Origin of the sequence: Labrys sedimenti (genome assembly GCF_034424805.1) — a bacterium.
Lineage (GTDB): Bacteria > Pseudomonadota > Alphaproteobacteria > Rhizobiales > Labraceae > Labrys > Labrys sedimenti.
The window spans coordinates 1-22,132 of record NZ_JAXOUF010000022.1 but is presented as its reverse complement, the minus strand read 5'-3'; the positions used below and the strand labels follow the sequence as shown (position 1 = coordinate 22,132).

Sequence of the window (22,132 nt, the reverse complement as noted above, 5' to 3'; positions counted from 1 at the left end):
GCAACGAGACTGGCAAGACAGCAAGGCCTCCTGCGTGACGGTTGCGTATGACGACAGGGAATGGCTTGATTCGCATTTCCAACCTGCTCTAATCGCCAAACGCGCCACTTCTCTCGCCATCAGGCGCCCCGCCCGGCCTCAATCGAAAAGCAGGTCATGCTCGATATTTCAGCCCTCCAGTCGATGAAGGTGTTGTTCGCAACGCCCTGCTATATCTCTGCCGTCAGCATGAATTATGTGGTCAGCATGTACAGCCTGGCCTGCGATGCCACGCAGCTCGGCTTGAAGACCGTGCTGCACATGCATTCGGAAAGCCTGATCACGCGCGGACGCAACATGGTCGTGCTGAAATTCATGCAGGACGAATCCTATACGCATCTGTTCTGGATCGATTCAGACATTTCCTTCACCACCCAGCAGGTGATCCGCCTGCTGCTCGCCGATCGTGATGTGGCCGGCGGGGTCTATCCGATCAAGTCGCTGGCCTGGCCGGAGTCGCTGCCGGGCGGCCTCAGCAAGGAAGAGGTGGAGATCCGCTATGCGCGCTATGCCTTCAATCCCGTCGACCACGGCAAGTCGCCGATCGGCCAGCATGTCGATGATGAAGGCTTCATCGAGGTCTCGGAAGCGCCCACCGGCTTCATGGTGATCAAGCGCCATGTCTTCCCCAGGCTGATGCAGGCCTATCCCCATCTCAACTACACGCCGGACGGACCGCCCGACAATCCGCTCAAGCCGCTGCACTGGCTGTTCTTCGATTGCATGGTCGATCCCGATTCCGGACGCTATCTGTCGGAGGACTACGCGTTCTGCCGGCGCTGGCGCGACATCGGCGGCAAGGTCTGGATCGATTCACAATCCAAGCTGCAGCATCTGGGCCAGTATAATTATGTCGGCGATGTCGAGACCAGCCTGAAGCAGCAGGGCCACTGGTAGAATTGAAGGCTTGGATCGCCGAGGTTCGCTTCAACCTCATTCGAGTTCGCAGGGGCTTTGTCATTGCCGGGCTTGACCCGCAATCCAGCCTGGCGCCCGGTTATGCTCGTGGCTTCTGGAAAAGCCGGCTCAAACCCGGCTATGAGCCATCTAGCCCACACCATCGGCGACGGCGGCGAGGACGACCTCGATCTCCGCGCCTATTCGGGCTGGAGCAGCCTGCTCACCCCGCGCTGGGGGTGTTTTCCTATTTCATGCCCGATGCGAAGGTGATCGGCCATGTCCCAGTGCGCACCAGCCGCCTCGACGACCTGACGGTGATCTCGGACATCGACATGCTGAAGGTCGACATGCAGGGCACCGAGCTCGCCGTTTTTCAGAATGCCCGCGAGAACTGCCGACGGCCGTCGACCGCAAGCTGAGGAGGCTTGACGACGCAGCGGCGGGCGCGTTCTGTGGAACCCCACCGAGACCCCTCCCCATGTCCGCCGACACCAGCGCTTCCCGTCATCCCGAAGTCGCCGCCTTTCTTGCCGCCCATCCCGATACCCGTTTCATCGAAGCCTTTACCCCCGATTTGACCGGCTATGGCTTCGGCAAGCGCCTGCCGATCGAGGAAATCGACAGCCTCTACCGCTCCGGCATGGGCTTTTCCGCCGCTCCCTATGTGCTCGATGCGAGGCATGACGGCTATGGCTCCGGCGGCATCGGCTGGGACGACGGCGATCCCGATGCCAAGGGCGTGCCGATCCCGGGCACGCTGAAGCCGATGCCGTGGGCGGCCGTGCCGACGGCGCAGGTCATGCTCGACATCTCCTACGCCGTCTCGGGCGAGCCGCTGTGGACCGATCCCCGCCATTTGCTCAAGACCATCCTCGCCCGGCTCGCCGCCGATGGGCTCCATCCCACCGTCGCCTGCGAATACGAGTTCTTCCTCACCGATGGCACGCGGGAGGCCGACGGCCGCATCCGCCCACCGATCCTCAAGCGCACCGGCCGCCCGCTCGGCCCGCCGACCAATCTCTCGGTGCTGACGCTGGAGGAAGTCGCGCTGTGGTCGGCCAGGGCGGACGATGCGGCACGGGCGCAGAACGTGCCGATGGGCAGCATCATCGCCGAGATGGGCGTCGCCCAGTTCGAGACCAACCTGCATCATACGGATGATGCGGTGCTCGCCGGCGATCACGCCGTGCTGCTCAAGCGCCTTATCCGCGGCACCGCGCGTGCCGAGGGCTGGGACGCCACCTTCATGGCCAAGCCTTATGAAGACGAGGCCGGGTCGGGCCTGCATGTGCATGTCAGCCTGTGCGATGCCGATGGCCGCAACCTCTTCGCCGATCCGGCGACCGGCGAGGAGCTGATCCGCCACGCCATCGCCGGCATGCAGCGGCTGATGCCGGAATCGCTTGCCTTCTTCGCACCCAACCACAATTCCTTCCGCCGCTTCGGCGGGCTGTTCGCACCGGTGAACCGCAAATGGGGCGAGGACAACCGCACGGTCGCCCTGCGCATCCCCACGGACAAGGGCCCCGGCCGGCGCATCGAGCATCGCGTCGCCGGAGCCGACGCCAATCCCTATCTGGTGCTGGCCGCCATCCTCGCCGCCGCGCATTACGGCATTACGCGAAAGCTGGAGCCGGATGCGCCCGTGGTCGGCAAGCATGCCGGCTTCACGCGCGATCCCGGCCTGCCGGGCGATGTCTTCGAGGCGGCCCGCCGGCTAGCGCGGGCAAGCCTGTTGAAGGAGTATTTCTCCAAGCGCTATCTGGAGACCTACGCCCATCTGGTCCATGGCCAGCACGAGGATTTCCTCTCAGTGCTGAGCCCGCGGGAATATGATTTGTTCTTCTGACCGGCTTTCTTGGGATCGCAGGCATCCCTGCCTGCTCGCCCCATCCGTCTGACGGAGTGCTTTCAGGAGCAGGCAGGGATGCCTGCGATCCCAAAAAGAGTCAGATTCCCCGCTCGCCGCGGGCCCGCAGCCGGATCATCACGCCGCGGTCGTGCTCCTCGGCACGCCTGTGCGCCCTGACCTGCAGCAGGTCCTTGCGCGCGATCAGGCCGACCAGGCTGCCGTTCTGGCGATCGAGCACAGGCACCCTGCCGATATCGGCGATCGCCATGCGATCGGCGAGTGCGCCGGCCAGCTCATCGGCATAGCCGATCTCGAGGTCCTGCCCCTCCAAGATCTCCTGCAGCGACAGGGACTGGATGTCGTCATCCTCCGAGGCATGCACCGACCAGTCGAGGATGTGGGCGCGCGAAACCATGCCGACCACGCGCCGCTCGGCATCGACGACCGGATAGCTCTTGTGGCAAGGCTCTCCGCTGGTGAAGAAGGCCACGGCCCGCGCCACGGTCATTGCCGCCGGCAGCGTATCGACCTCGCGCACCATCAGATCGGCCACGCGGGCAAGGTCGAATGGATCGGTGTGATATTCGCCCGAGATGTGGTGGCCGCGACGGGCGATCTTCTCGGTGAGGATGGAACGCTTCATGGTCAGCACGGTGGTGGCGTAGGCCATGCCGCAGGCGGTCAGCAACGGCAGGAGCGCGCCGAGATTGCCGGTGAGCTCCACCGCGAACAAGGTCGACGTCAGCGGCGCGCGCATGGTGCCGCCCATCATCGCCGCCATGCCGAGCAGGGCCCAGAAGCCGGGATCGGCCTGCGGCAGCACCAGGCCCGCCAGGGTGCCGAGCGCGCCGCCGAGCATCATCAGCGGCGCCAGGACGCCGCCGGAGGTGCCCGAGCCGAGCGAGATGGACCAGATCAGGGATTTGACCACCAGGAGCAGCAGCACAGCCTTGACGGCCATCTCGCCCGAGAGGAGATGGCGGATGTTGTCGTAGCCCACCCCGAGCGCGTTCGGGTCGAACAGCCCGCCAATACCGATGGCGAGGCCGCCGAACAGAGGCCACCACATCCAATGCAGCGGCAGGCGGTGGAAGAAATCCTCGCTGGCATAGACCATGGCGGTCAGGATGCCCGAGCCCAGTCCGGCAACAATGCCCATCACGACCCAGCCGAGGAAGCCCGGGAAGGTCAGCGCCATATGGCCGGTGAAGCCGAACAGGGGCGTGGGATCGAGCAGCAGGCCGCGCTCGGCCGCCGCCACCGACGCGGCGACCACCACCGGCAGGAAGCTGCGCGGCTTCCATTCGAACAACAGGAGCTCGATCGCCAGCAGCACGGCGGCGATCGGGGTGCCGAACACGGCCGTCATGCCCGCCGCAGCGCCGGCGACCAGCAGGGCCTTGCGCTCATTGGCACTGAGATGGATCATCTGCGCGACGAGCGAGCCGATGGCTCCGCCGGTCATGATGATCGGGCCTTCGGCGCCGAAGGGGCCGCCCGAGCCGATCGAGATCGCCGAGGAGAGCGGCTTCAGCACCGCCACCTTGGGATTGATCCGGCTCTTGCCGATCAGGATCGCCTCCATCGCCTCGGGAATGCCGTGGCCGCGGATCTTCTCAGAGCCATAGCGCGCCATCAGGCCGATGATCAGGCAGCCGATCACCGGGACGAACACAGCGGTCCAGCCCAGCGGCGTGCCGGAGATCGGCATGTTCTCCAGCGAGAACCGGCCATAATAGGCGATGTTGGTGCACAGTGTGATCAGGCGCAGCAGCACGAAGGCCGCGCCCACGCCAGCCGTTCCGACGAAGACGGCGATCGCCATCAGGAGGATCACCCGCCGATCCGTGGTGAAGTCGCCCAGGCGCGCCGGCAATTCGCGGGTTCCCGCCTCGGCATCCTGCCCGGGCGTGCCCAGAGTCGAAGTCGTCATATCACTGATATCCATCTGTCGGGCGGCAGCCCGGCTGAATTTTGTATCGCAATACGATATATTTTGCGCAAGTCAACGGATTTTCGTAGAGAGTGCAGCAGACAGGAGAATCGCGGAACCATGGACACAATGCGGCAGCAAGATCCTGACTACGCCGCCCTGGCGCGATTCCGGCATGCCTTGCGCAAATTCCTGGTGTTCAGCGAAGCGGCAGCCGGCGCTGCCGGGCTGACGGCCCAGCAGCACCAAGTCTTGCTCGCCATCGCCGGCCTGTCGCAGGACGGTGCGCTTTCGATCGGCGAACTGGCCGAGATCCTGATCCTGCGCCACCACAGCGTGGTGGAGCTGGTCGACCGGCTCGGCAAGCTCGGCCTGGTCGAACGCATGGCCGATCCGGCGGATGGCCGGCGCGTGCTGGTGCGGCTGAGCGAGGCTGGCCGCCAGAAGCTGCAGACCCTGTCGGAAACCCATCTGAAGGAACTGGCTGCCATCGGACCGGCGCTTTCCGAGCTCCTGCAGGCCTTCCGGGGCTGATCACGTCGCCGTCACGGGCACCCGCGCCTGCCTCAAATCGGCGTGAGGCGTAACGAAGCCTCCCCATCCGCTCGTATAATCACAGGCAATCCGACGGATGGAGGACGATGATGAAACGGCGCGGCATTCTGTTCATGGCGGCGGGCCTGGCGGCCAGCCTCGGCACCGGCCTGTGGTTTTCAGCCTCGAGCGCCGAGGAAGCGCCGCGCCTGGTATCGCCGCCTGCCCTCGATAGCCGCCCCGGCGTAGCCTCGGAGACGGCGGTGTTGGCGGGTGGCTGCTTCTGGGGCGTGCAGGGCGTGTTCCAACATGTGAAGGGCGTCACTTCGGCGGTTTCGGGTTATGCCGGCGGCTCGGCGGGCACCGCCAGATATGAAACCGTCTCGACCGGGTCCACCGGCCATGCCGAAGCGGTGCGCATCCGCTTCGACCCGCGCCAGATCTCCTATGGCCAGATCCTGCAGATCTATTTCTCGGTGGTGCATGATCCCACGCAGCTCAACCGCCAGGGCCCCGATAGCGGTACGCAATATCGCTCGCAGATCTTCACCACCAGCGCGGAACAGGCCCGCATCGCCGCCGCCTATGTCAGCCAGCTCGACAGCGCCCATTCCTTCGCCAGCCCGATCGCCACCCGCATCGCGCCACTGCAGGGCTTCTTTCCGGCGGAGGCCTATCATCAGGACTATCTGACGCGCCACCCCACCCAGCCCTATATCGCCATCAACGACCTGCCCAAGGTCGCCGCGCTGCGGCAGCTCTTCCCGGCAGTCTATCGGAACGATCCGGTCCTGGTGGCCGGCCGATGAGGCTCGACTAATATCGTCTCGCCAAATGACTGCCTCATCCGCGCGAGGACGTTGTCATCCCCGGCGGGGTCGAAGACTCCGGGAAGGGGATCCGGGGGCGACAAGTCGCGTCCAATGGCCCCTGGATTCCACTCACAAGCAAAGCTTGTGAGGAGACCTCGCCCTCTCTCGCTGCGCTCGCGAGCAGTTCGGCCGGGAATGACGGTTAAGGATTTCGTCCCTTGGTATAAGCCGCGGCGCCCGCCACGTCGCGACTGAAGTGCACGATGCGGCGGTCGGGGCGCTCCTCGATCCGCTCGATGGCATAGCCGCGCCGCTGGTACCAGGCGACGTTCTCGGTGAAACGTTCATTGGTGTAGAGCCGCACGAGCCCATGGCCGTCATGCCGGGCACGCTCTTCGGCAAAATCGAGCAGGGTCGACCCCAGGCGATGGCCCTTGCGCGCCGGCGCCACGGCAAGGCTCCAGATCAGCAAGTGGTCCGGTTTCGGCTCGATGACGAGGGCTGTCTCTAGTGCCTCGGACGGGCCGGACACCCAGATCTCCATCGTCTCGAACAGGGCGGCGAAATCGGCATCATGCGGCGGCAGGGCCATGTCGATGCGCTGCTTCAAGGGAGCATAGGCGGCCTGCTGCAAGGTGGTGATAGCCGGGATCTCGGTTCTGGTGGCGCGGCGGAGATTCATGACGAGGCTCGCAAAAAGGCGTTGGGGAAGCAATCGCTCAATCGGCAGCGGCCGACAAGGCCTTCTCCTCGGCGCGCGGTCCTCTTTACACGATGGGCCTCAGCCCGCGCCGAGGCGTTCGAGATAGGCGCAGAACATATCGGCCATCGCCTCCGAATAAGCCTCGATCTCGGCCGGCGTCCGAGGGCTTTCCGAAAACTGCTTGCCTACCGCACTCAACGTCGTGCTGATGAGGTCGCCGGCCAGGGCTCGCGCCGTTTCCGACGCCTTCGGCAGGACCTCCCGCATGAAGGCCTCGATGATGCCGTCTCCTGCCGCCCTGGCGGCCTCCGCTTCGGGGGCATCGCGGTAGAGCGGCGCGGCATCGTCGAGCGCCACCCGCACCGCGGCCTCGTCGCATTCCGAGCGGATGAAGGCCTGCACGAGGATGCGCAGCCTTTCGAACGGCGGCTTGCCGCCATCCTGCAGGATGTCGCGCAGCAACGCGCTGGTCTGCCGCCATTCGTCGCTCTGGAGCCGAAACAGGATCGACGCCTTGTTGGGGAAATACTGATAGAGCGAGCCGACGCTGACGCCGGCCTTTTCCGCCACCCGCGCGGTGGTGAAGCGCTGCGCGCCCTCCTTGCGCAAAACCTGAATGGCAGCCTCCAATATCGCGGCAACCAGCTCGGTCGAGCGGGTCTGCCGGGGCTGTTTTCGCGAGGAAACAGAAGAACTTCGGCGGTCTGTCATCGGAGTGCCGGGCAATGCGAATAGTGAATACGACGAATTAGTCGTATTTTTAGCCCAACGCAAGAACGCGCTCATCCCAGACCCGAGACTTCCATGACAACCCTTACCGCTACCCCGATCGGTCCTCTGCTGGACCGCCTGTTCGAAGAAGCCGATGCCGCTTCGCCGACAACGATCCCCGCTGTGGCCGAACTCTCCCACCCGGAACGCGAGCGGCTGATGCGCAGCAAGACCGAATATCTCGACCTCTACGGCCGCCTGAAGGACCTGCCGCTCTCCGTCTCCCGCGAAACCGGCCTGCTGCTCTATATGCTGGCCCGCGGTTGCCGAGCCCGCACGATCATCGAATTCGGGACCTCGTTCGGCATCTCGACCCTGCATCTGGCGGCAGCGCTGCGGGACAATGGCGGCGGGCACCTGATCACCAGCGAGTTCGAGCCCTCCAAGCTGGAACGGGCCCGGCGGAACCTCGCCGCCGGCGGCGTGCTCGATCTCGTCGAGATCCGGGAGGGAGATGCGCTGCGCACGCTGGGCACCGACCTGCCCGAGTCGATCGATCTCGTCCTGCTCGACGGCGCCAAGGCTCTCTATCCCGAGATCCTCGATCTGGTGGAGAGCCGGCTCAGGCCCGGCGCCCTCGTCGTCGCCGACAATGCCGACTACAGCCCCGACTATCTCGCCCGCGTGCGCTCGCCGGCCCGGGGCTATCTGTCGACGCCCTTCGGCGAGGATGTCGAGCTCTCGATGCGGATGGGTTGAGGCTGTCCATTGCCGCAAGGCATCGCCCCCCCCCCAAGGAGCCGGGGCGAACCTCCGGCCCCTCCAGCGCTTCCTGTCGCGAGCGGCAACACATCAGGCCGCCACTGCCCCGCCCGGCCAGCCGCGACGTGATGGCAGATTGCCGAGCCGGCAAATTGCAAGCACGATACCGATACAACCGGTGCAGCGCTCGACAGGTCGAAACGATGCAACAGCAGCTTCCCTCCGTTTACCAGCAACTGGGCGGCGAAGACGGTATCTCCCGCCTTGTCGATTTGTTCTACGACATCGTCGAGCAGGATCCGGCGGCCGCTGCCCTCCATGTCCTGCATCTGGACGGCCATGGTGTCGCCCATTCCCGGGTCGAGCAGACCCGCTTCCTGATGGGCTTCTTCGGCGGGCCACGCCTTTATGTCGAATTCCACGGACATTCGGACGTCCGCGCCATCCATGCCCACGTGCCGATTACTGCCGAGACCCGCGACATCTGGATCCGCAGCATGGACAAGGCCTTCGACCAGGCCGGCCTGCCGCCGGAGGTCAAGAACAGGGCCATGAAGGCGCTCACCACGGCCGCCCGTCTGGTGCATGACGTCAATCCGCTTCGCAATCGCAACGACGGAACTGCCGATCGAGCGGGTTCGAACCGCTCCTAGAGCGAGCCTTTTCAGCCGAAGCTCAGCTTGCTCTTCTGCCGGCCGTCCGCCTCGAAATTGGCGGGGTCGAGCCAAGCCTCGTAGCCCGCCTTGAGGCGAGGCCATTCGCCGTCGATGATCGAGAACCACGCCGTGTCGCGGTTCTGGCCCTTGGCCACCATGTGCTGGCGGAACACGCCTTCGAAGGTGAAGCCGAAGCGCAGGGCCGCGCGCTTGGAAGGCTCGTTGAGATTGTGGCACTTCCATTCGAAGCGGCGGTAGCCGAGCGTCTCGAAGGCGTAGCGGGCGAAAAGATAGAGGGCCTCCGTCGCCACCCTGGTGCGGGCGATCGCCGGACCCCAGAGAATGCTGCCGATCTCGATGACGCCATGCACGGGGTCGATCCGCATCAGGGCCTGGCGGCCCTCGGCCTTGCCGCTCGCCTTGTCGACCACCGCGAAGAACAGCGGATCGGCAGTCGAGGAGGCCTTGTCGAGCCAGGCCGAGAAGTCGGCGGCGCTCCCCGGCACGCCCTCGAACAGATAGCGGAAGCGCCCATCGGCCCCGGGCTCCTGGGCCGAATGCAGGAGGTCGGCGCCATGGCGCGCCGGATCGAGCGGCTCCAGGCGGGCATAGCGCCCATCGAGCACCACGCGCTCCGGGCGCGGTACGCCCTTCCAGGTCGAGAGATCCATCGAATGTCCTTCGCGCAGATGCAATCAGATGATCACATTATTGCGGCGTGGCGATGCGTTGTTCAAGCGAAAGCACCTGCTGGCGCACAACGCCGGACAGGGCCTTGGAGGAGGCGACCGAGGTGAAGTCCGTATCGGGATGGGGCACATTGCCGGCACCGCGGAACACCTTCAGGCCATCCGGCATCACCACGATATCGCCATTGCGCAAGGTGGGATCGACCGAGATCGGGATCTGCGGCAGGCCCCTCGCATTGGACTGGCAGGTACAGGCCGGATTCTCGCTATCGCGGAAGGCATAGGCGGTGGGTAGCGCGGTATAGAGGGCACCGGCCTTGTCGACGGCCGACTCGATCGCCGGCTTGGTGTTGCCATTGCTGCCGTCATTGGAACCGCTCGCCTTGTACAGCACCATCTGGCCGCCCGAGCAGGAGGCCTCGCACATCGAGGTCTGCATGTCCTCGTCGCGCTGGGAGCGGATGAATCCAGTGGCGAAATAATAACCGTCGCAGGTGCGCACGCAGTAGCCACGCGCCTTCGGCGTACTCACCACCGGCGCCGGAGCCGGGCGCGAACGCTGCTGCTGCGGCTGCTGTTGCGGCACGGGTGCCGGTGCCGGCCGCGATTCCTGGCGCGGCCGGAACAGGAAATCGAACAGGCCGGCCTGAGCGCTGCCACCCACGGCGACCGTCAGGAGCAATCCGGCGGCAAGCGGAGCGGCAAGGCGTTTCAAGGTCATGGCACGGGTCCTGGCAGAGCGTGAAGGGCCGGCAACAACCGGCCCTGCCTTCTATGCGAGCATCCCGTCAAAATCATGTCGGTGGCAGTTTGTCACCGATTAGTGATTGTCGCGGGGCACCCCATAGGTCTGGGCGACCTTCTGATACTTGACCGCGGGCTTGAGCACCATACCGTCGCCGAGCTGATCCACCATGGCGCGTTGGATTTCCTGCCAGGGCGTCTGGCTCGGCGCATAATGGAAGCCGCCTGCCGCGGCGAGATCGGCGCGGCGCTTGGCCAGATCCTCGTCGGAGATCAGGATATTGGCCTCGCCCTTGTTGAGGTCGATGCGCACCTTGTCGCCCGTCTGCAGGATGGCAAGGCCGCCGCCGGCCGCCGCTTCCGGCGAAGCGTTGAGGATGGAAGGCGAGCCCGACGTGCCCGACTGGCGCCCGTCGCCGATGCAGGGCAGCGAGGTGATGCCGCGCTTGATCAGGGCCGCCGGCGGCTGCATGTTCACCACTTCCGCCGCGCCGGGATAGCCGATCGGTCCGGTGCCGCGGATGAACAGCATGCAATGCTCGTCGATGCCGAGCGAGGGATCCTCGATGCGGTGATGGTAGTCCTCCGGGCCCTCGAACACGATGGCCCGACCCTCGAAGGCGCCGGGGTTCTTGGGATCTGCGAGATAGCGGTCGTGGAATTCCTTGGAGATCACGCTGGTCTTCATGATCGCCGAATCGAACAGATTGCCCGAGAGCACGATGAAGCCGGCATCCTGCACCAGCGCGGTGTCGAAGCTGCGGATCACGTCGGGCAGTTCGATCTTGGCATCCTTGCAGTTCTCGCCGATCGACTTGCCGTTCACGGTGAGCGCATTCTCGTGGATGAGCTTGTGCTTCATCAATTCGGCGACCACCGCCGGCACGCCGCCGGCATGCTGGTAGTCCTCGCCGAGATATTTGCCGGCCGGCTGCAAATTGACCAGCAGCGGCACCTTGTGCCCGACGGTCTGCCAGTCGCGGATGTCGAGCTCGACCCCGATATGGCGGGCGATGGCGTTGATGTGGATCGGCGCATTGGTGGAGCCGCCGATGGCCGAATTGACCACGATGACGTTTTCGAAGGCCTCGCGCGTCATGATGTCGGAGGGCTTGAGATCCTCATGCACCATGTCGACGATGCGCTTGCCGGTCTCGTAGGCCATCTGCTGGCGCTCTCGATAGGGCGCCGGAATGGCGGCCGAGCCGGGAAGCTGCATGCCGAGCGCCTCGGCCAGCGAGTTCATGGTGGTGGCGGTGCCCATGGTGTTGCAGTAGCCGGTCGAGGGCGCCGACGAAGCCACCATCTCCATGAAGTTCTCATAGTCGATCTCGCCGGTGGCCAGCATCTCGCGCGCCTTCCAGACCACCGTGCCCGAACCGGTACGCTCGCCATGCCACCAGCCGTTGAGCATCGGGCCGACCGACAGGGCAATGGCGGGAATATTCACGGTGGCCGCCGCCATCAGGCAGGCGGGCGTGGTCTTGTCGCAGCCAATGGTCAGCACCACGCCGTCGATCGGATAGCCATAGAGCAGTTCGACCAGGCCGAGATAGGCCAGGTTGCGGTCGAGCGCGGCACCGGGACGCTTGCCGGTTTCCTGGATCGGATGCACCGGAAATTCGAAGGCGATGCCGCCGGCCTCGCGGATACCCTCGCGCACGCGCTCGGCCAGCACGAGATGGTGGCGGTTGCAGGGGGAGAGGTCCGAACCGGTCTGGGCGATGCCGATGATCGGCTTGCCCGACTGCAATTCCTTGCGGGTCAGGCCGAAATTGAGCTGGCGTTCGATATAGAGCGCGGTCATGCCCGGATTGTCCGGATTGTCGTACCAGGCCTGCGACCGCAATCTTTTCGTCTTGTTCTTGGTGTCAGCCATGGCAAGCCTCCCTGTCTTCGTGCCCCGCCTGCGTCGTCGGCAGGTGGCAGTCTTCCTGCAACCAGACGACTTAACACTTTTGTCAGACTATTCGCAACGCCTAAGCGACGAATAGCGAGACGATGCCTTGGGCGGCGTTTTACGGCGAGATCGGAGGCCAAGGCGCTTTGCGGTCCGGCGGAATCGCCGCGAATCGCAGACGCGCGGCACCACCGTCGATAAGCTGTTGTTTCTACACACTTTCTCAATCGAAAAGTCCAGCGGCTTTTCGGGAGAATGCTCCGGGAATTATTCGGGGAAGGATGGCAATCGGCGAGGCTCACGCGCCAGCGGATGATGCCGGCCGATAGGTCCAGCGGCGCACGCCCTCCGCCAGGGCCCGCCGCAGCGGTTCGTCATAGAGCTTGAGCAGGACGAAACTCGCCACGCAGACGATGACGATCACGACCGGCCCTTCGATGCCGGCGTTCTGCTCGCCGAAACGCAGGCGATAGAGGCCGTTGATCCAGCAGAACAGCGGATAATGCAGGCAATAGATCGGATAGGACAGGTCACCGCTGAGGGAAGACCAGGCGGCAATCCGTCCCTGCAAGGCCGTGCGTGCGCCGGCCAGGATCAGCAGGGGCGCCAGCAGCGCGATCCAGACGAGCTGCATCCAGAGCGGCACCTCGAAGGGCAGATAGAACAGCACCGCCATTCCCGCCGCAAGCATCCAGAACAGGCGCGGGCCGCCCAGCCAGCGCGGCAGGCGGTCGAGCAGGTGAAAGACGGCGACACCGGCGAAGAAGGAGGCTCCGACGCGCGGAAATCCGCGCCAGAACGTATCCGTGGTATCGCCGCCCAGACCGGTGAAGGGCAGGACCGCCAGGCAGCCGAAGAAGAGAGCGATCGCGAGCGGGAGCTGGCTCACCCGCCGCGTCGCCCACCAGAACGCATTGACGGCCAGTTCCAGGAACAGCGAATATTGCGGGCCGTTCAGCGGGAAGACCTGGGGCCCGCCGATGGCGCCGGGCGCATCGGGATAAGGCAGATTGACCAGGCCGAGCAGCAGGGCCAGCGTCAGCGCGGCAAAGGGCACCTCGCCCTCCAGGTGCCCGGAACGCAGCCCGACATAGAGCGCGCTGATCACCAACCCCAACACGATCAGCGGCATCAGCCGGATCAGCCTGGCGCGCATGAAGCCGGAAAACGACAGGGACTGCCGGCGCTTGCCATAGGCCAGGCTCAGCACGAAACCGCTCAGGCAGAAGAACAGGTCGACGGCGAGGCTGGCATTGGAAGCCAGGCCCGGGATATCGAACCAGTGGCCGAGATGGAAGATCAGCACGGACAGCGCGGCAAAGCCGCGCAAGCCGTCCAATGACGCCAGATGCTGCGGCGAGCGGCCGGCCTCCCGCTCCCCAGAGCCAAGCGCTTGAGGCGTCGTCACGGCCATCGCCAGTAACCTTCAGTCGTCGATCTTGTTCAAGATCAACCTGAGCCAGATCGCGCCTGTTTCGTCAATTCAGCCACATGGAGGCGTCTCCCTACGCCGACTAGACTTCGGAAGGAGGCAATCATGCCTGGCCTGCCCAGCACTCCGGCTTTCGGATGAAGTCGAAATCATCCTTGACACACGCCCTACTGCGATTTGCAAAGACAGGAGGATGCGCCCGCATTAAATCTTGCCTTGCTCGCGATTCCCGCCATAGCCTTGCACCGCCAGGACATGCCATCCCGATGACTTCCCCCAGCGCGCCACATCTCGTTCCGGCCTTCTCGCGCATCGGCGAGGAGAATGCCTTCGCCGTGCTCGCCAGGGCGACCGACCTCGCACGCGAGGGGCGCGACATCATCAATCTGGGCATCGGCCAGCCCGATTTTCCCACGCCCGACCACATCGTCGAAGCCGGCATCAAGGCGCTGCGCGACGGCCATCACGGCTATACGCCGGCCACCGGCATCCTGCCCCTGCGCGAAGCGGTGGCCGAGGACGTCGAGCGCCGCACCGGCGTTGCCGTCTCGCCCGACGAGGTCATCGTGGTGCCCGGCGGCAAGGTCACCATGTTCATGGCCATCCTGATGTTCGGCGAGCCCGGCGCGGAAATCCTCTATCCCGATCCCGGCTTTCCGATCTACCGCTCGATGATCGAGTTCACCGGCGCCACGCCGGTGCCGGTGCCGATCCGCGAGGAGAACGGCTTTGCCTTCTCGGCGACCGAGACGCTGGCCCTGATCACGCCGAAGACCCGCCTCCTCATCCTCAACTCGCCGGCCAACCCCACGGGCGGCGTCACGCCCAAGGCCGAGATCGACGCGCTGGTGAAGGGGCTGGAAGCCCATCCCCATGTCGCCATCCTCTCCGACGAGATCTACAGCCAGATGAGCTATGACGGGCTCCAGCACGTCTCGCTCCTGAGCTACCCCTCCATCCGCGACCGCCTGATCCTGCTCGACGGCTGGTCCAAGACCTATGCCATGACCGGCTGGCGCATGGGCTTCTCGCTCTGGCCGAAAGCCTGGGGGGACGCCGCCCGCAAGCTGGCAGTCAATTCCTATTCCTGCGTCAATGCCAGCGCGCAATGGGCCGGGCTTGCCGCCCTCACCGGCCCGCAGGACGCGGTGCATGCGATGGTCGCCGAGTTCGACCGGCGCCGAAAGATCGTGGTCGACGGCCTCAACCAATTGCCCGGCGTGAGTTCCGTGGTGCCGAAGGGCGCCTTCTATGCCTTCCCCAACATCCGGGCGACCGGCTGGAAGGCCAAACCGCTTGCCTCGGCCCTGCTCGAAAAGGCCGGCGTCGCCACCATCGGCGGCCCCGATTTCGGCGTTTATGGCGAAGGCTATATCCGGCTCTCCTACGCCAATTCCGCCGAGAACATCCGGCGGGCCCTGGCGCGCATGGGCGAATTCCTCAGCGCCAATCCGGGAACGGGTGCGTGAGGTTGAGGCGCGCCCCACAAGGAACAACGACATGACCGATCTCGTCTCCATCGGCGAATGCATGGTGGAATTGTCGCGCCGCGGGGACGGCATGTCGCTGGGCTACGGCGGCGACACCTTCAACACCGCCGTCTACGCCGCCCGCCTCGGGCTCGACGTCGCCTATGCCACGGCACTGGGGGACGACCCCTATTCCCAGGCGATCGCCGACCTCGCCGCCGGCGAGAAGGTCGGCATGGCCGGCGTGCCGCGCCTGGCCGGCCGGGTGCCCGGCCTCTATGTCATCGAGACCGATGCCAAGGGCGAGCGACGCTTTTATTATTGGCGCGACAGCGCGCCGGCCCGCAGCCTGTTCGAGCTTCCCGAGGCCGACGCGCTGATCGCCCGCATCGAGAGCGCCGCGATCGTCTATTTCTCGGGCATCACCCTGTCGCTCTATGCGCCGGCGGGCCTGGAGCGCTTCGCTGAGGTGCTGGGCCGGGCCAAGGCTGCCGGCGCCAGCATCGCCTTCGACGGCAATTACCGCCCGCGCGGCTGGGGCGGCGATCCCGCGCGGGCCCGCACGGTTTTCGGCCGTTTCCTGCCGCTGGTCGATATCATCATGCCGACCTTCGACGACGAGCAGGCCCTGTGGGGCGATGCCACGCCGCAGGACACCATCGCCCGCCTCGCCGATCATGGCATCGGCGAGATCGCGGTGAAGGACGGCACCAACGGCGCCTTCCTGCGCCGGGGCGGCGTCGATGGCCATGTGCCGGTGCCCGAGGCCGTCTCGCCCGTCGACACCACCGCCGCCGGCGACAGCTTCAATGCCGGCTACCTTGCCGCTCGCCGGCGCGATCGCAGTAATGCGGAAGCCGCCCTGCAGGGTCACCGCCTTGCCGCGCGCGTGATCACCCATCGCGGCGCCATCATTCCTTCCGAGGCGATGGCGGGATTGTGACTCACAATTCACGCGGCTGCCGTTGGAATGCCATGTTCTGTCAGCATGAACGGCCCGTCTCCTGATCCTGGACTGAACAATTCAGGAGTGGATACCGGGCACGGTGGCCACTTCGAACCCGTTCTACTGCTGACAGGGGCCTCTGATCGTATAGAAACGATCCAGCAGCTGGGATAGTCGCATTGAAACGGGAACAAGGCATGGCTGAAGTGGTGGGCTCGCTCGACCGCGCCGTGGCGCGCGACGACGGTCCCAAGGTCCCGGCCGCCGCCATCCCTACGGCCGAGCGCCCGAAGAGCGGGCTGCTGCAGCGCATCGACTGGAGCAAGGCCGGCCTCCTGGTCGGGCTCGCCATCTTCACCATCGCCGCCGCCGCGCTCTACCAGATCTTTTCCGGCATCACCTGGTCGGAGGTGAACAATGCGGTCTCGCGCATCGCCTGGGGCCAGGTGGCGCTCGCCTTCCTCGCCACCGCCTTCTCCTACAGCGCCCTGATCGGCTACGACCTGCTGGCCCTGCGCCATGTCGGCGCGCGGCAAGTGCCGCTGCCGATCATCGCCTTCACCTCCTTCATCAGCCACGCCTTCACCTACACGCTCGGCTTCGGCGTGCTCACCGGCGGGGCCGTGCGCTGGCGCATCTACCAGTCGCACGGCGTGAAGCCGAGCCTGATCCTGGCCGTCGGCGCCCTGACCACCCTCACCTTCTGGCTCGGCATCGCCACGGTCGCCGCGATCTGCCTGTTGTTCCAGCCCTCGGTGCTGGCCCCGCTGGACGGGCTCGCCCCCGGCCTCAACCTCGCCATCGGCCTCACCGTGCTCGGCGGCGTCGCGCTTTGGGTGATCGTCTCGGCCGTCCGCCCGCGCACCATCAGCATCGGCGAGCACGCCATGCCCCTGCCCGGCCCGGGGGCGACGCTCGGGGCCATCCTGGTGGGCCTGCTCGACACGGTGGCCGCGGCCGGCGCGCTCTGGCTAATCATGCCGGCCGGCCCGGATGCCGGCTTCATGAGCTTCCTGGCGGTGTTCGCCGTCGCCACGGTGCTCGGCGTCATCAGCCATGTGCCGGGCGGCGTCGGCGTGTTCGAGACCACCCTGATCCTGGCCCAGCCGCAGATCCCGGCGGCGGACATGCTGGTCTCGCTGATCCTGTTCCGCCTGGTCTACTACGTCATTCCCTTCGCCATCGCCTGCCTGATGTTCGGCGGCTACGAGATCCGCCAGCGCCAGCATTCGGTGGGCCGGATCGCCCGGACCATCCACGAGATCGCCCGGCCGATCATCCCGCGCGCCGCCAGCATCGCGGTGTTCATCGGCGGCGTCATCCTGTTGTTCTCCAGCGCCACGCCCGAGGAGCATTACCGCATCGCCATCCTGCGCGGCGTGATCCCGCTGCCCTTCGTCGAGGTCTCGCAGCTGGCCGGCAGCATTTCGGGCCTGGTCCTCCTGGTGATCTCCTACGGCCTGGTCCGGCGCATGGCCAATGCCCAGCGCATCGCGGTGCTGCTGCTGGTCGCCGGCGCCGTCTTCGCGCTGTTCAAGGGCCTCGACATCGAGGAGGCCATCATCTGCTCGATCGTCGCCGGCCTGCTCGTCCTCTACCAGGACGAGTTCTACCGCCAGGCCGACCTGTTCTCGGTCAGGCCCTCCTTCGAGTGGATCCTGGCCTGCGTCGTCGCCATCGGCGCCACGATCTGGCTCGGCTTCTTCGCCTATGCCAATGTCGACTACCAGCACAAGCTGTGGTGGGATTTCGCCTATAACGCCGATGCCCCGCGCTTCCTGCGCGCCACGCTGGCCATGGCCGTGGTCGCCATCGGCATCGCCGCCTATATCCTGATGCATCCCAGCCGCGCCGCCTTCGATCCGGCGACGCCGGAGGAGCTGGAAACGCTGGTGCCGCTGATCAGCGATTCCACCCGCTCGGATGCCCATCTGGCCCTGCTCGGCGACAAGCGCTTCCTGCTCTCGGCCAGCGGCAAGGGCTTCACCATGTATGGCGTGCAGGGGCGCAGCTGGATCGCCATGGGCGATCCGGTGGCGCCCGAGGACGAGGTCGACGCCATGGTCTGGCGCTTCAAGGAGCTGGTGGACCGCAATGGCGGCACGCCGGTGTTCTACCAGGTCACCACCGGCCACCTGCCTGCCTATCTCGACGCCGGCTTTTCGCTCGCCAAGCTCGGCGAGGAGGCCTGGGTCGACCTGACCAAGTTCACGCTGGAAGGCAGCGAGGGCCGGCGCCTGCGCCAGGCCCGCGCCAAGGCCGAGCGCTCCGGCGCCTCCTTCGAGATCGTGCCGGCGGCGCAAGTCGAGGCTATCCTGCCCGAGTTGCAGGCCGTGTCGGACGCCTGGCTCGATGAGAAGGGCAATAAGGAGAAGGGCTTTTCGCTCGGCTTCTGGTCGCCGGACTATATCCGCCGCTACGACCAGGCCGTGATCCGCCAGGACGGCCGCATCGTCGCCTTCGCCAATATCTGGCGCGGCGCCGACAAACAGGAATACACGGTCGACCTGATGCGCTATCTGCCGCAGGGCCCGGCCGGCATGATGGACCTGCTCTTCATCGGCCTCTTGGCCCAGGCCAAAAGCGAGGGCTTCGCCTGGTTCAATCTCGGCATGGCGCCGCTTTCCGGCCTGCCGCGCCACCGCCTCGCCTCGCTGTGGAGCCGCGTCGGCTCCTTCGTCTACAAGCGCGGCGACCGCTTCTACAATTTCGAGGGCCTCAGGGCCTACAAGGACAAGTTCAAGCCGGATTGGCGCCCGAAATATCTTGCCTTTCCGGGGGGCTTGGCCCTACCGCAGATTCTCATGGATGTTACCGGCTTGATCGCTTCGAGCCCGAGACGCGCTTTGCCCGAGGAGGCCAGTTGATGCGCCGCATCGCCTTGTTCTGTTTCGCCCTGCTGGCCTCCACGGCATCGGCCCTGGCGGCCCCGCGCGAGATCAAGGTGCAGGAGGAGATCCTCGGCACCGTCACCGTGCTCGCCCCCGAGGAGGAGCCCACCAAATTCGTCGCCTTGCTCTCCGACAAGGACGGGCTGACGCCGGCCTACCGGGCCGTGGCCGACAAACTGGTGGACCAGGGCGCCGCCGTGATGCTGATCGACAGCCAGGCCTTCATCGACGGCCTCGCCAAGGGCGACGAGGAGGATTGCCACTACGCCTTCGGCGACATCGAGGATTCGGCCCGCGAGGCGCAGCGCCAATTGGGCATGCAGACCTGGCGCTGGCCGGTTGTGGTGGGCCTCGGCACGCTGGGCGGCACCTTCGCCTATATCAATCTCGCCCAGGCGCCGGAGAACACCGCCGCCGGCGCCGTCTCCACCGGCTTTTCCGACGAGATGGCGTCGAAGCTCCGCATGTGCGAGGGCGCGCCCGTCTCCAAGGCGGCCGACGGCAAATGGCAGTACAAGCCCCTCGCCAAGGTGCCCGGGCGCTGGACCTTTGTCGGCGCCGCCGCCCCTGACGCCACCACCCAGGCCTTCGTCGCCGGCACCAAGGACGCCCAGTCCATCGTCGCCGATGGCGGCCCGGACGCCCTCACCGATGCCGCGGTGAAGGCCGCCGTCGAGATGGGCGCCCCGCCCAACCAGGAACTCGGCGACCTGCCCCTGGTGGAGCTGCCGGCCTCGGGCCCGCCGACGGGCCTCGCCATCTTCATCTCCGGCGACGGCGGCTGGCGCGACATCGACAAGACCATCGGCGAGATCCTGCAGAAGGAAGGCGTCGCCGTGGTGGGCGTCGACTCGCTGCGCTATTTCTGGAGCACCAAGGAGCCTGACGTCATCGCCGGCGACCTCACCCGCATCATCGGCTACTACACCAAGCTGTGGGGCGCCAAGCGCGTCGCCGTGATCGGCTATTCCCTGGGCGCGGACGTGATCCCCTTCGTCTGGCAGAAGCTGCCGCCGCCCATGCAGAAGAAGATCAATCTCCTCGCCATGCTGGGCCTGGAGCCGACCGCCGATTTCGAGATCTCCGTCTCCGGCTGGCTCGGCGTCGCCTCCTCCTCGGACGTCGACCTCAAGCCCTATCTGCCCGGCCTGCCCTTCGAGAAGACCATGTGCTTCTACGGCAAGGAGGAAGTGGTGGAGAACGGCACCGCCTGCGTCTTCCCCGAAATGAGCAAGGCCACGCTGGTGGAACGCCCGGGCGGGCATCATTTCGACGGCAATTACGAGCCAGTGGCCCGGGCGATCCTGGATCGGCTGAAGAAATAGCTGGGAACATCGGCCCGGGTCCATCTTCAGGCTCCCTGGCACGACGGAATGGCTGTTCGTCGTCTCGCGGCGTAACGCCCGGCACCACGCGGGAGGGCGACCTTTACAGGAGACATCGATGAAGCGCGTTGCTGCCGGCGAGCATCATGCCGCCTATAAATTCGGTCGCTTGGCGTTGATTTCCCTCCGGGACGGCTATGTCGACATGCCCGTCACCCGGTTGCGCCAGCCGGGCGACCGCCCCTTCGGCCCCGACCTGCCGTCCCAGCTTCATCTCGTCGAGGGCGGACTGAGGCTATCGGTCAACGCCTTCGCCATCGATGACGGCGAGGCCGTTACGCTGATCGACAGCGGATCATCGAACGCCTGGCATCCGAGCATGGGCTTCCTGCCCCAGGCCCTGCGCGAGGCGGGCATTGCCGCCGGCCGTATCAGGACCGTCGCCTTTACCCACACGCATCTCGACCATATTCACGGGCTCATTCTGCCCAATGGTGAGGATGCCTTCCCCAACCTCTCCCGTCTCTTCGTACCCCGGGCAGAACTCGGCCTGTTCCGGGACGTAGCCCGGCTCGAACGGTTCCACGAGAGAGCGGAACCCTTCGAGCCGGGGCAATTCCTGGGGGCTGGTATCGAGGCCCTGGCCGCTCCGGGCCACGAGGCCGGCCATACGTGTTTTCGCGTCACCAGCGAGGGCGAGACGATCCTGATCTGGGGCGACACGGTGCATGTCCCATCGCTTCAATTCGACAGGCCGGAGCTGACCTGGGAGTTCGACGCCGACCAGGAACAGGCGCGCGAAAGCCGCATGCGCCTCATGGCCCTGGCAGCCGACGGCGGATATTGCGTTGCAGGCGCCCATCTCGACTCGCCCGGCGTCGGCCGCCTCTCACGCGCGGAAAACGGCTTCCGTTTCGAGCCTTTGTAGTATCGGCAAGCTGCGATTAAAGAAGAGGCAGTTGCCGCCATACCAATTCATCCCCTGGAACGACGATTTGGACGCGAGCCCGAAACGACCAAACTGGGGCCGTCAGCGGACCAGCGTCTTCTGGTATAGTTCGGTGAATAGCTGATGCGAGTTTTGGTTCTCAACCGATCGTGCCCAGAGGCGGCGCGTCATTCGCAGGCCTCATGGCATGGTCAACATACCGTTCGATCTTCACCAGCGTTCTGCACCCGACAGGCGCGTGCAAGGCAACATATCCGAAACCCATGCGACCATTTCAAAATGCGGAGGCTTTGAGATGTCCGCCCAAAAGACGCAGTCTCACGGGCACACGAGGAGGTAGACCATGCGATCGATCGTCGTGGCTGGCGCTATCGCCCTATGCGCTTTGACGGGGAGTGCGGCGAACGCCGTGGACCGGTGGGCCCAGTGCGAACTCACGGTCAAAGGCAAGACCTATATCCACGGCCGCTGCAATGTCGAGGATATGGGAGAAGGATCCTTTGCCCTGGGCGTTCTTCGGGATGACCAGCCGATCCCCCGCAAGGGCTTTTATTTCGCCTATGTCGATGTGAATGGAGACACGGCGGAGGCCAAGTGGAATGAGGATCGCAAGGAAATGCACGCCAACGCTTCGCTGGGAACGCTCATGCGCAAGGGCGCCTGCTGGGTGAACGATATCGCGAAGATTTGCGTGCGGTGAGGTGTCCGGGAATTGTGATGAACAGTACATTCAATTCAGGAGGGCAAATCTCACGAAATTTAAATGTGCTGTCATCGTAATTGCGCCTGAAACTCGATAGCAGACATACTAGGCCTCGTGGACAAAGCTTGACGGCAAGGCTCGGGATTGATTCAAGGCTGCTTTTTGGAGGCAGTTTTGGGCGA

20 protein-coding genes are annotated in these 22,132 nt (G+C 65.4%); 13 read left to right on the top strand and 7 right to left on the bottom strand.

The window, feature by feature from the left end:
• The first annotated feature begins 156 nt into the window (after positions 1 to 156).
• From U1R88_RS30735 to U1R88_RS30725, 3 genes are all read left to right on the top strand, one after another.
• Positions 157 to 936, top strand: a complete 780-nt coding sequence (locus tag U1R88_RS30735; RefSeq protein ID WP_322434736.1) for a hypothetical protein — start codon at positions 157 to 159, stop codon at positions 934 to 936.
• 254 nt (positions 937 to 1,190) lie between these two features.
• Positions 1,191 to 1,358 carry an FkbM family methyltransferase gene (locus tag U1R88_RS30730; RefSeq protein WP_322434735.1) on the top strand — a complete coding sequence of 56 codons (168 nt, stop codon included), beginning with the start codon at positions 1,191 to 1,193 and terminating at the stop codon, positions 1,356 to 1,358.
• A 59-nt stretch (positions 1,359 to 1,417) separates the two neighbouring features.
• Entirely contained in the window at positions 1,418 to 2,788 is a 1,371-nt protein-coding gene (locus U1R88_RS30725; RefSeq protein ID WP_322434734.1) for a glutamine synthetase family protein, read from the top strand.
• Between the two features lie 100 nt (positions 2,789 to 2,888).
• On the opposite strand, the gene U1R88_RS30720 is transcribed toward U1R88_RS30725, so the two are convergent.
• Positions 2,889 to 4,724, bottom strand: a complete 1,836-nt coding sequence (locus tag U1R88_RS30720) for a chloride channel protein (protein WP_322434733.1) — start codon at positions 4,722 to 4,724, stop codon at positions 2,889 to 2,891.
• Positions 4,725 to 4,844: 120 nt separating this feature from the next.
• On the opposite strand from U1R88_RS30720, the gene U1R88_RS30715 reads away from it, so the two are divergent.
• Positions 4,845 to 5,258 (top strand): MarR family winged helix-turn-helix transcriptional regulator, encoded by a 414-nt coding sequence (locus U1R88_RS30715; protein WP_068295699.1) that lies wholly within the window; start codon positions 4,845 to 4,847, stop codon positions 5,256 to 5,258.
• Positions 5,259 to 5,365: 107 nt separating this feature from the next.
• Complete coding sequence (msrA, locus tag U1R88_RS30710) at positions 5,366 to 6,067, top strand: peptide-methionine (S)-S-oxide reductase MsrA (protein ID WP_425545506.1); 702 nt, start codon at positions 5,366 to 5,368, stop codon at positions 6,065 to 6,067.
• A gap of 205 nt (positions 6,068 to 6,272) precedes the next feature.
• Here msrA and U1R88_RS30705 read toward each other — a convergent pair whose 3' ends face one another.
• A complete protein-coding gene (locus U1R88_RS30705) occupies positions 6,273 to 6,752 on the bottom strand; it encodes a GNAT family N-acetyltransferase (protein ID WP_068295696.1) in 480 nt (159 codons plus the stop codon).
• A 99-nt stretch (positions 6,753 to 6,851) separates the two neighbouring features.
• Positions 6,852 to 7,484, bottom strand: a complete 633-nt coding sequence (locus U1R88_RS30700) for a TetR/AcrR family transcriptional regulator (RefSeq protein WP_322434732.1) — start codon at positions 7,482 to 7,484, stop codon at positions 6,852 to 6,854.
• A gap of 93 nt (positions 7,485 to 7,577) precedes the next feature.
• Here U1R88_RS30700 and U1R88_RS30695 point away from each other — a divergent pair, with 93 nt between their 5' ends.
• Positions 7,578 to 8,243, top strand: a complete 666-nt coding sequence (locus U1R88_RS30695; RefSeq protein WP_322434731.1) for an O-methyltransferase — start codon at positions 7,578 to 7,580, stop codon at positions 8,241 to 8,243.
• A 206-nt stretch (positions 8,244 to 8,449) separates the two neighbouring features.
• Positions 8,450 to 8,899 carry a group II truncated hemoglobin gene (locus U1R88_RS30690; protein ID WP_322434730.1) on the top strand — a complete coding sequence of 150 codons (450 nt, stop codon included), beginning with the start codon at positions 8,450 to 8,452 and terminating at the stop codon, positions 8,897 to 8,899.
• An 11-nt stretch (positions 8,900 to 8,910) separates the two neighbouring features.
• Here the strand turns inward: U1R88_RS30690 and U1R88_RS30685 are convergent, their stop codons facing one another.
• The 4 genes from U1R88_RS30685 to U1R88_RS30670 form a co-directional block, all read right to left on the bottom strand.
• Positions 8,911 to 9,573, bottom strand: coding sequence for a GNAT family N-acetyltransferase (locus U1R88_RS30685; RefSeq protein WP_322434729.1), 663 nt, complete (start codon positions 9,571 to 9,573; stop codon positions 8,911 to 8,913).
• A gap of 37 nt (positions 9,574 to 9,610) precedes the next feature.
• Positions 9,611 to 10,312 (bottom strand): DUF2865 domain-containing protein, encoded by a 702-nt coding sequence (locus U1R88_RS30680; RefSeq protein WP_322434728.1) that lies wholly within the window; start codon positions 10,310 to 10,312, stop codon positions 9,611 to 9,613.
• Positions 10,313 to 10,411: 99 nt separating this feature from the next.
• Positions 10,412 to 12,214 (bottom strand): IlvD/Edd family dehydratase, encoded by a 1,803-nt coding sequence (locus tag U1R88_RS30675; protein ID WP_322434727.1) that lies wholly within the window; start codon positions 12,212 to 12,214, stop codon positions 10,412 to 10,414.
• 319 nt (positions 12,215 to 12,533) lie between these two features.
• Complete coding sequence (locus U1R88_RS30670; RefSeq protein WP_322434726.1) at positions 12,534 to 13,643, bottom strand: acyltransferase family protein; 1,110 nt, start codon at positions 13,641 to 13,643, stop codon at positions 12,534 to 12,536.
• Positions 13,644 to 13,933: 290 nt separating this feature from the next.
• Here U1R88_RS30670 and U1R88_RS30665 point away from each other — a divergent pair, with 290 nt between their 5' ends.
• The 6 genes from U1R88_RS30665 (at position 13,934) to U1R88_RS30640 (ending at position 21,947) form a co-directional block, all read left to right on the top strand.
• Positions 13,934 to 15,136, top strand: coding sequence for a pyridoxal phosphate-dependent aminotransferase (locus U1R88_RS30665; RefSeq protein ID WP_322434725.1), 1,203 nt, complete (start codon positions 13,934 to 13,936; stop codon positions 15,134 to 15,136).
• A gap of 31 nt (positions 15,137 to 15,167) precedes the next feature.
• Positions 15,168 to 16,079: a sugar kinase gene (locus U1R88_RS30660; protein ID WP_322434724.1), complete on the top strand. Its 912-nt coding sequence runs from the start codon at positions 15,168 to 15,170 to the stop codon at positions 16,077 to 16,079.
• A gap of 200 nt (positions 16,080 to 16,279) precedes the next feature.
• On the top strand, positions 16,280 to 18,949 hold the full coding sequence (gene mprF, locus U1R88_RS30655; protein WP_322434722.1) for a bifunctional lysylphosphatidylglycerol flippase/synthetase MprF: 2,670 nt from the start codon (positions 16,280 to 16,282) through the stop codon (positions 18,947 to 18,949).
• The gene (locus U1R88_RS30650; RefSeq protein WP_322434720.1) at positions 18,949 to 20,298 is read left to right on the top strand and encodes a virulence factor family protein; all 1,350 of its coding nucleotides are present in this window, start codon (positions 18,949 to 18,951) and stop codon (positions 20,296 to 20,298) included. Before mprF ends, U1R88_RS30650 begins: the two co-directional genes overlap by 1 nt.
• A gap of 118 nt (positions 20,299 to 20,416) precedes the next feature.
• Positions 20,417 to 21,226 carry an MBL fold metallo-hydrolase gene (locus U1R88_RS30645; RefSeq protein WP_322434718.1) on the top strand — a complete coding sequence of 270 codons (810 nt, stop codon included), beginning with the start codon at positions 20,417 to 20,419 and terminating at the stop codon, positions 21,224 to 21,226.
• A 364-nt stretch (positions 21,227 to 21,590) separates the two neighbouring features.
• A complete protein-coding gene (locus U1R88_RS30640; protein ID WP_322434716.1) occupies positions 21,591 to 21,947 on the top strand; it encodes a hypothetical protein in 357 nt (118 codons plus the stop codon).
• Positions 21,948 to 22,132 lie beyond the last annotated feature (185 nt).